The 9,515-nt window shown below is 52.3% G+C and carries 6 protein-coding genes; all 6 read left to right on the top strand.

The window, feature by feature from the left end:
• Window positions 1-319: 319 nt before the first annotated feature.
• Window positions 320-1,279, top strand: a complete 960-nt coding sequence (locus ACNRUY_RS24945) for a hypothetical protein (protein ID WP_488114380.1) — start codon at window positions 320-322, stop codon at window positions 1,277-1,279.
• Window positions 1,276-1,656, top strand: coding sequence for a hypothetical protein (locus ACNRUY_RS24940; protein ID WP_488114379.1), 381 nt, complete (start codon window positions 1,276-1,278; stop codon window positions 1,654-1,656). Before ACNRUY_RS24945 ends, ACNRUY_RS24940 begins: the two co-directional genes overlap by 4 nt.
• 83 nt (window positions 1,657-1,739) lie before the next feature.
• Window positions 1,740-2,114 (top strand): hypothetical protein, encoded by a 375-nt coding sequence (locus ACNRUY_RS24935; protein WP_488114378.1) that lies wholly within the window; start codon window positions 1,740-1,742, stop codon window positions 2,112-2,114.
• A 99-nt stretch (window positions 2,115-2,213) separates the two neighbouring features.
• Complete coding sequence (locus tag ACNRUY_RS24930) at window positions 2,214-4,745, top strand: bifunctional serine/threonine-protein kinase/formylglycine-generating enzyme family protein (protein ID WP_488114377.1); 2,532 nt, start codon at window positions 2,214-2,216, stop codon at window positions 4,743-4,745.
• Between the two features lie 35 nt (window positions 4,746-4,780).
• A complete protein-coding gene (locus tag ACNRUY_RS24925; RefSeq protein WP_488114376.1) occupies window positions 4,781-6,739 on the top strand; it encodes a ShlB/FhaC/HecB family hemolysin secretion/activation protein in 1,959 nt (652 codons plus the stop codon).
• 38 nt (window positions 6,740-6,777) lie between these two features.
• The coding region (locus ACNRUY_RS24920; RefSeq protein ID WP_488114375.1) for a two-partner secretion domain-containing protein at window positions 6,778-9,515 on the top strand (2,738 nt) is incomplete at its 3' end.

The following is a 9,515-nucleotide window of genomic DNA, read 5'->3' as shown; positions in this document are numbered from 1 at the left end:
GTCCGGGATCAGAGGCCTTGCCTGGTAACATGTCTTTGATCCGATCCCATTGATCATCTTTGAGTACTGTGCGAGCCATAGCAAACCAAATTCACATACTTTAGCTCACTATCAGCTGCCTTTCCGGTCTGGTTTCCAGCAATATGATTGAACGGTTAGATGATAACGCCGCCTAGAATCAACGTGCCGAGCGCGTCTACGGGATTACAAACGAACACAACCACAAAAAAAGAAACCTGACGGCATTTAACAATCACTGACCTTATGACAGTATCGGCGGTGATAAGCACTATAAGAATGAAGTAGAACAGGATGTTCCATGAGCGAAGTAATTCTATGCAATCAGCCAATCAGACCAGGCACCCTGAAAAATAGCTGCGACATAAGCAGCGGAACCATTCACGGGCTTACCTGCCAAAACCCGGAAACACTGCAACCCTTTACCCCTTACCTGTTGAGCAGAGAAAAGAGCAGGCAACAGCAGCAGATTATCAACCGGCTTGCCACTCAGCCCATCGCCACCCAACTGACCCACCTCTCTCTGTCTTTTGGTGGCGACAATACCCTTGCTCTTGCAGAAATCACAAAACACCTGAAAGAGTTCAATGTTGGCCTGATGGGGGCTTCCACCAGTGTTTATGGTGAACGGATAGGAGGCTTCGCCAAATCGGTCAGAAACTACCAGGACGCTTTGCTGGCCTATCGATCCAGCCAGCGCGCTCCAGCCGCTCGGGATAATGCGGTTAAGGCATTCAGAACCATGCAGCAACGCTTTCGCCATGAATTGAATACGGTTAATACGGGAGCAAAAGCAAGAAAAGGGACGCCCCTGAGCAATGCTGATCGAGCCATTAACATAGCCAGAAGCAGCCGAAACATTGCCCGGCTGAACCTGGTTGACCAGGTGCAGGCAAACACGCTCAGCAAGCTGGCGCAACATACCCGATACTTGGGAAATGGTTTGGCGGTTATCGACTTTACCAGCCGGGCAGGGAAAATTCATAACAGCTATAAGGCTGGTGGAAACTGGGAGAGAGATCTGTTTATAGAGTCAAGTAGTTTTGCCCTTAGCGCCATAACGGGCTCTCTTGCAGTCAATACGGGAGTATCTATTCTTGGTTTCATGGCGGTAGCAACACCGGCTGGCTGGGTTGCTCTTATCGTTGGAGGAGTGATGGTGGCAGGAGCTTCCGCAACAATTTCAATGAGTTTTAATCGCCTTGCAAAAGACAATGCCGGCGAGTTGTACGATCAGATTATAAACAGGCTGGAAAAATGAGCAGCCTGGAATCGACATTGTTTGCTTTGGTGTTTATGACTGGTTTTTTTACCATGATTCTCTTCGTTCTTTTTGGCCAACTAACCGTTAGAAAACTAAGAAGGAATAGCAAAACCAGAGAGATTCTTGGGGCTGAACTGGTGAGTGGCTGGGACATTCTCAATGTTGCAAAAGCGCTCTCAATACCTAGAGCATGGAGCAAAAAAGTTGCAGTCACTCGCCTTGCTTTCTTGCATGCAGACTCAGAGATCATATACCAAAACACTTCACTGCTTGATCGTTTTTTAGGGAGATTATTTTTATTTTTTTATGTTATTACAGGATCAATGGGAATAGTAATGGTGCTGATGAAGGCATGCAGGTTATTGGGTGACTGAGGAATGCTTCAGGAAAACCCAGGGAGTTACAGGCAAGTCCAGTGCATTTCTGGACATTTCCAACCATGAAGGCGCTGAACTGAATGAGTTTATATTCAACACTACTTGCCATTGCTACGGCAATAATGCTGATTGCCTGGTGCCTGTTTGTTGCATTTGGTCAAATTACTGTAAGAGAGCTCAGAAAAAACCCAGACACCAAGGGGGCTCTTGGGATGGAGTTGATGAGTGGCTGGGACATACTTAATGTTGCCGGGGCTTTATCAACTCCAAGGGCTCTGAGCAAAAAGCTGGAAGCCAGCCAACTCTCTTACCTCCATGCCAACTCCGAACTGTTATACAAACACACAACCCGTTTAGACCGGGTTCTGGCAAGGATATTCTTTGTTCTGTTTTATGGCTCTGGCACCGCCATGCTCAGTCTGGTTGCGGCCAACTCACTGGGCTTGTTCCCATAATGAAATACAGTTGACATGACAAAAGCAGCGTATAAGGTGGCTGTTATAAAAAAATCAATGTCTGTCATGGCCTGACGCCATGGAGTGAGCAGTACAAGGATGAGTAAAAAAAAGGACGACGATGCAACACGTCTGGTGACCACTGGGTCTCTGCCTAATGACGGCGCCACCGTTTTTGTGGGAAACAGCGGAACACACCGACCCGCCCCTTCGACCTCCCCAACAATGGGAGCAGGTACTGCTGCGCCTGAATCCGGCCAGAATACTAAACGAGTGATCAATAACCGCTTTCAGCTGGACAGTTTGCTGGGCACCGGCGGTATGGGCTCGGTCTTCAAGGCCATCGACCAGCGCAAGGTGGAAGCCAGGGATCGTGATCCCTACGTCGCGCTTAAATTATTAAACGAAGACTTTAAAAAACACCCCGACGCGTTTATCTCCCTGCAGCGGGAGTCCAGAAAGTCCCAGAACCTGGCCCACCCGAACATTGTGACCGTCTATGACTTTGACCGGGATGGCGACCTGGTCTTTATGACCATGGAGTATCTAGAAGGGGCGCCACTGGACCAGCTAATCCGCGATGCTTCGGGTGTGGGTCTGGAGATGGATCAGGCCTACTCCATCTTCAGAGATATCGCCCGGGCACTGGCCCACGCCCATGCCAACCAGATTATTCATTCCGACTTTAAGCCCGGTAATATATTTGTCACCAGCAAAAAGGTCGCCAAGGTGTTTGACTTTGGCATTGCCCGGGCGGTCTCTTCAACCGATGCCGCCGCTTCATCCGGAGGGGATAAAACCCTGTTTGATGCGGGCACCCTGAGCGCACTCACTCCCGCTTACGCCAGCTATGAAATGTTAAAGGGGGAAGCGCCCTCCCCCAGCGACGATGTCTATGCCCTGGCCTGTGTCGCCTATGAACTGTTTGCCGGAAAGCACCCGTTCAATAAGACCCCGGCAGACAAAGCCTGGGAGCAGAACCTCAAACCACAGCGCATCAAGCGCCTGTCGAAACGACAGTGGAAAGCCCTGGAACAGGCCCTGGCCTTTACCCGGGATAAACGAACACCCACGGTCAGTGAATTTGAGCACGCCTTTTTCAGCACCTCTCGCCTGCCCATCTATGCCGTTGCTGTGACACTGGTGATCGCCATGGCAGGCACCCTGATTTATCAGTTCACCACTCAGGAAGTCCACCAGGAACAACTCCGGGAAGAACTCACCGAAGAGCTACAGGTGGATCTTCGGGCAGGCATTGAACTGGAGATTAAACAGAAAGCAGCTCTGGAAGAGTTGCAGGACGCCCTGACGCTTCCCCTGAATGACCAGTGGGATAACACCATCCACACTCTGCTGGAACGCTATCAGGCCCTGACCCCCAATGACCACCGTATTTTGGCCCAGACCCGGCAAAAGGCCATGACCGTTTATCTTCAAGCCGCGGCCCAGGCTCGGGAATCCGGAAATTTGTCCCAGGCCGAAGCCTTGCTGAACAACGCTGTTCACTGGCAGACGGACTCCCAGCTGATTGATCACGAAACTTCTTTGCAGGCAACGGCCAGAGCCGAGGCTGAACGGGAACAGGAGCGCCAGCGCCTGGCCGCTGAAGAAGAGGCCCGAAAACTGGCGGAAGCACGGCGTCTTGAGCAGATAAAGCTGGCTCAACAAATCAAGGAGCAGGAAGCCCGTTTGGCTCGGGAGAAGCAGGCACGGGCAGAACGCTTGGCCCAAAAAGCCCGGCAACAAAATATTGAAAAAGCGTCGGCGGCACTCAACAACGCCCTGAGTTGCAACAGCCGGCTGGATATTCCCGGTGAGGTGGCCCTCAGATTAAAAGATCTCAAAACACTGAGCAGCCAGGCCTACCGCACTCAGGTCCCTGAAGCCGTAGCCAAACTGAGTACCTGCATTCAACGAGTGGCCACTCGCAGCCCCACTACCGCCGCCCGGTTTCAGCAGGCGGCTCTCGCACTTTTTCCGGAACAATCAGCGATCAGTACCATCACCATTGATTACTGTGCTCACCTGGCTCCGGGATCAGGCCGTCAGGGGCAACGCTACACCTGTCAGGATCAGCTCGCCAGTGGCGGTGCCAGCCCTGAGCTGGTCGTAGCCATGGCTGATCAAGCCAAACTGGCGGTGACGCGGTATGAAATCACTACGGCAGAATTTAATCACTATTGTCAGAAAACAGGTCAGTGTCCTGCCCTGTCCTCGGCCCCCGAGCTGCCTGTGCACAACATCAGTATTAACCAGGCCAGAGCCTACGCCCACTGGCTGAGTCAGGAGAGCGGCTATACCTATCGACTGCCCAGTCACCGGGAGTGGCTGGCCCTCTCCTCACCAGAGTCCAATGGCAGTGACCCGGACCGGAACTGTTTTCTGAAATTTGGTAATTTGCAAAAAGGCCAGACGCTGGTGAATGCCTCCATCGGACGACCAAACGACAACGGGCTGGTTAATTATATAGGCAATGTCCAGGAGTGGACCCTGGACGAAGATGGGGCACTGATTGCCGCAGGTGGCAGCCGGAAGGTGCCCCAGAAGCGTTGTCAGGTAACGACCCGAAACCCGCACTCCGGCCAGCCGGATGAGATTACGGGGTTCCGGCTGGTCAGAGCCTTGCGCTGAAACACAAAAACTACAAAACGACAGGGATTTAAAGGGTGTACCGTCAAACACACGAGCAGACTCGCAGATTCGTCACGTTCCGTCTCAGGCCTCTGGTGATGGCCACGTTTATGGTCAATCTGCTGGGGTATTCCACCCTGGGGGCAGCGGCGGAAGACTATGTTCCAGACCTGGAACAGAAAGAGCTTACCCGGGAGTTCCAAAAGCGACAGCCTGAAAATCAGGGCAAAGACAAGGACAGTATTCCCCTGAATCAAACCACAGGCAATATCGCCCCCCATATCAGCATCAGCGCTTTTCGGTTCAGAAACCTTCCGGAATACCCGGAGGCCGGCGTAACGCGTGAAGCCGTTGAAACCCTGGTGGAAGATCTGCGCAAACAATATATGAAAGAAGCCGAAACCCTGGAGAGTGGGTTTACCCAGGCCGAGCTGAACGAAGTGGCCGCCTTTCTGCAGAAAAAAGCGCTCACCAAAACTCCGGACCAACTCAACCTGGCGGACTTCAACGATCTGGTCGCCATACTCCGTCGGCAGAATGCCCTGCGGGGAATGGCCTATACCGACATCGAAACCGTCGCCGAGGCCGTCACGCAATTTTACCGGGAGCGTGGACTGCTGCTGGCCCGAGCCTTTATTCCCCCCCAGCAGGTCCAAAACGGTGTGGTTGAGCTGGATATTATTCCGGGTAAGCTGGGCAAAGTGACGGTTCAGGGCAATGAAAAGTACTCCGATGAACAGTTGGCAGCGGCTTTTGATCACCAAGTCGACAAGCTGGTGGATAATGCCAGAATCCAAGAGAGCATCTACCTGCTGAACGATCTTCCTGGCCTCAATGTCTACGGTTTTTTTGAAAAAGGCGACGATCTGGGGGAATCCAACCTGAACCTCCAGGTTCGAAATGAGAAAACCTGGGACTTTACCCTGCGGGCCGATAACCACGGCTCGGAATATACCGGAGAGCACCGGCTCTATGGACTGGGCCACTGGTATAACCCTCTGGGCATTGGCGACCAGCTCTCCCTGGGGGTGCTGAAATCTTTTACACCCACCAATACCGATCTGGCGCAAGTGCGCTACAGCCTGCCCCTGTTCAGTCCGGCCACCCGGTTTGAGTTGTTTGCCAAAGAGAACCGTTACGATGTCTCCTCTAAAGAGGACGAGGCGGTCAATCTCCTGAAAATTACCGGGGCGAGCAAAACCTACTCCGCTACCCTGATGCATCAGCTGAAGCGCTCCCGGGTTAGCAACCTGGCAGCCGGTTTAAAATTCAGCGACAAACGCATTGAGCGGAGCGCTTCGGTTCCCCTGTTTACGGAGGGAGACCATGCCACCTCCGGGGAGCTGATTTTCGAAGGGGATCTGCTCAGCTCCACCATCCGGACCCTGAATATGGGACGGTTATCCTTGATGCAGGGCCAACTCAACAATGAAGTGCCGGAAGATCGGGGTAATCAGTTCTACAAACTCTCCCTGGACACCAACTCCCTCTTCTTTATACCCCTGCCCTTTACGGACAGCGAGTCCAGAATGGTGATCAAATCCAAATGGCGCTATTCCGAATCCGCCCTGCCCTCCTTTGAGCAGATGGCCCTGGGCGGAGCCAACTCCGTTCGCGCCTTTACAGGCAGTGAGTTCTCTGCCGACAGCGGCGTCTATCTCGGAGCCGAGTGGTTTTTCGAGATTCCCGACGCCTTGGACTATCAGCTGAAAAGTGGCACACGTCTGAGCGATATCGTGCAATACGCCCTCTTTATGGACGGAGCCTACGGCAGTGAGAACAGCTACAAGTTCAACAGCAACAGCACCGCTCCCAGCGATCCCTGGGCCCATCTGGCCGGAGCCGGAGTTCTGCTGCGCCTTAACTGGAAAGACGGGTTTACTTCGACGATCACCGTGGCCAAACCCACCGGTTCCAAGTCCAGCAACGGGTTGGCAGGCAACAACGCCAAACCCTGGCAAACCTATATTGACGCCACCTTCAAACTGGATTGACCCAATTACTTCTTATTAAGATTTGCACGGATAGCTCTATGAACAGAGAACAAAAAAAACAAGACAATGGCCGTTATTTACGACCCTCTGCAATTACCCAGGCCCTCAGGTTGCAGCGTATTGCCATGGGAGGTGGTGTATTGACCTTCTCCATGTTAGGGGGGGGACCCGTTTATGCTGACCTTATACTCGACAAAATTACAGGTGGTACGGGAACTATTGGCATTGATCAGGAAACAACCATAGAAGCTAATGACACAACCATTATTGACCAGTCATCAGAGAAGCTGGCTCTTGACTGGACGGAGTTCAACCTGGATGAAAATAAATATGTGGAGTTCAGGCAGGGCAGCACATCTCACCTGGTTCTCAATCGAATTCTTGACGACAATGGAAGTAAGATTTTAGGCCATATTAAAGCAGACGGCCATGTCCTGCTAATAAACCCCCACGGCATTCTTTTTTCCCAAACCTCAACGGTTGATGTTAATAGCCTTACCGCATCATCTCTGGATATCAACCCTGATGCCTTTATGAATGCTGCCACTGATGCAGAGGGCAAACTGAAACTAAAATTCAACAATAATTCAGCGACAGCTGGAACGATAACAAACAGCGGCAAGATTACTGCGGCCAGCGGCGTCGTTCTACAGGGGCCTCATGTAGAAAACCTGGCGTCAGCCAATAACCTTGTTTCCGGTCATTTTGTCGCTCTTGCCGGAGGCTCTGAAACAACCATTACCTTTGATGCAGACCAACTCATCGGCATCACAATTGACCAGGAAGCTCTTGAAAGTCAACTGGGTATCGATAGTGCCGTAGTAAACAGCGGCCTTATCCAGGGAGCCAATATCATCCTAACGGCAAAAGTTGCCGATCAGATGATCAACAATGTCGTCAATAATAGCGGTGTGATTGAAGCCACAGGGATCAGCAGCAATGGTGGCACCATCTATCTTGGAGGCTCTGGAGGCAAGCACAATGATGTAGTCAATACGGGCACCCTGGATGTCTCGGCCACCGGAAGCGGCTTCACTGGAGGACAGGTAACCCTTGAAGGCAACCACATTGCACTGAAGAACAATGAAACAGAACCGGGTAAATCAAAAATCGTTGCTTCTGGCGATGCCGGTGGCGGCACGGTGCTAATAGGAGGTGGTTCCGGTGGCAATGATGACACACTGGTTAACGCCAATACGGTGAGCATTGAAGACACGGTAACCATTGATGCCAGTGCTACCAACTCAGGGGATGGTGGCAAGGTCGTAGCCTGGTCCGATAACTCAACGAACGTTGCCGGTAACATAACCGCCAACGGTGCCACAGGGGCAAATGGCGGCACCGTAGAAACCTCCGGCAAACAATCCCTTACCGTCACGGGAGATGTTACCGCCAGTGCCAGCAACGGCAATGCCGGAACCTGGCTGCTTAACAGTGATGGGATTACGGTCAAAACCGGTGAAACCGTCAGCGGAACAACACTGGCAACCGCACTGAACAGCGGTACCCATGTTCACCTGAAAACCACGACCAGCAATGGCGGTAATGGAACTATTACCCTCTCTGAAGTCATTGCCCTGGGTCAGGAAAGCACTGAAAAAGTGCGCCTTCACCTGGAGGCCGATAACCATCTCCACATCAACAGTACGATCGATGCCAACGAAAGCAGCAGTGGCCTTAATATCACCTTAACCGCAAAAAACACCACCCACATTGCCTCCAGTAGCTCCCTGAACAGCAAGGGGGGCAACCTCACCGTAAACACCCACAACTTGATCAATGACGGGTCAGCCAACCTGGGCGGTACGGGCAGTGCCGTGATTAACGTGGGTAATAACAGTTCGTTGACATCTAGCACCAACCGGATTGGAAATCTGATCAGTACCAGCCGCGTGACCCTTACCGGGAACAGCGCCGATGATGAGTTTGTCTTTAACAACGGCACCGCAACATTAACCGATACCAATGGAGTGGTCACCGTTAACAATCGATCCCTTAACTCGGCTGAGACTGTCACCTTTGGTACAGCCAACTACGATCAAGCCACTGGTATTATCACACGACACATATCTAACAACGGCATTCTAGAAGGCACTTCCGGTGATGACCAGTTTACCCTGGATAGCGATAGTACTGGAGATTATGTCAAAAGCCAGTCGGTTAAATTCCGGGGACTTGCCTCTGTCGATGCCAAAGAAGGGACTGCGGATACCGTTGTGGACTCAAAAGGGTCTGACTGGGCCATTAGCGGTCACCAGAGTGCCACCAGTAACGACGTCGATTTCTCCGGCATTGAATCCGTCACTACCGCCGCCAATGTCAGCGGCCAGAGCACCGACAGCCAGTGGGTCATAGAAGGCAGCCAGTCCGCCTCCAGCGACAATATCCGCTTTGATTTCACCGATACCGATACGGCCATCAGCAATGTCGGGCAACTGGTGAATAATACCAACGACAGCTTGACGGTGACTCTGGATGCAAACAGTAACCTGAGTGCCGCTGAGATGACTTTTAAAGATGCAGCCAGTTACGCAGGCACCGATGCAGCCGGTAAAACCGATACCGTCGTGGATGGCCGGGCTGCGCCAGACCAGAGCTGGGCAATCAATGACCTGGACAGCACCACCGCTTCCGGTATTCGTTTTGACCAGGTGGAAGAGGTACAGACCACCGGTACAGTCACCAACAACACCGGTAACGTTCTGGCGGCTGAAGTCACCAACACTCATCATGTAACTGCCGCCCTGCTGAACGGTGATGGATCCATTGCAGACCG

Source organism: Endozoicomonas sp. Z74, from assembly GCF_057680865.1.
Note: the sequence above shows the minus strand (reverse complement) of the source record. Positions and strands in the feature narration are given on the sequence as shown.

Coding starts and splice junctions, on each gene's coding strand:
- ACNRUY_RS24940 (WP_488114379.1), top strand. CDS start 1,276: ATGAGCAGCCTGGAATCGACATTGTTTGCTTTGGTGTTTATGACTGGT.
- ACNRUY_RS24935 (WP_488114378.1), top strand. CDS start 1,740: ATGAGTTTATATTCAACACTACTTGCCATTGCTACGGCAATAATGCTG.
- ACNRUY_RS24930 (WP_488114377.1), top strand. CDS start 2,214: ATGAGTAAAAAAAAGGACGACGATGCAACACGTCTGGTGACCACTGGG.
- ACNRUY_RS24945 (WP_488114380.1), top strand. CDS start 320: ATGAGCGAAGTAATTCTATGCAATCAGCCAATCAGACCAGGCACCCTG.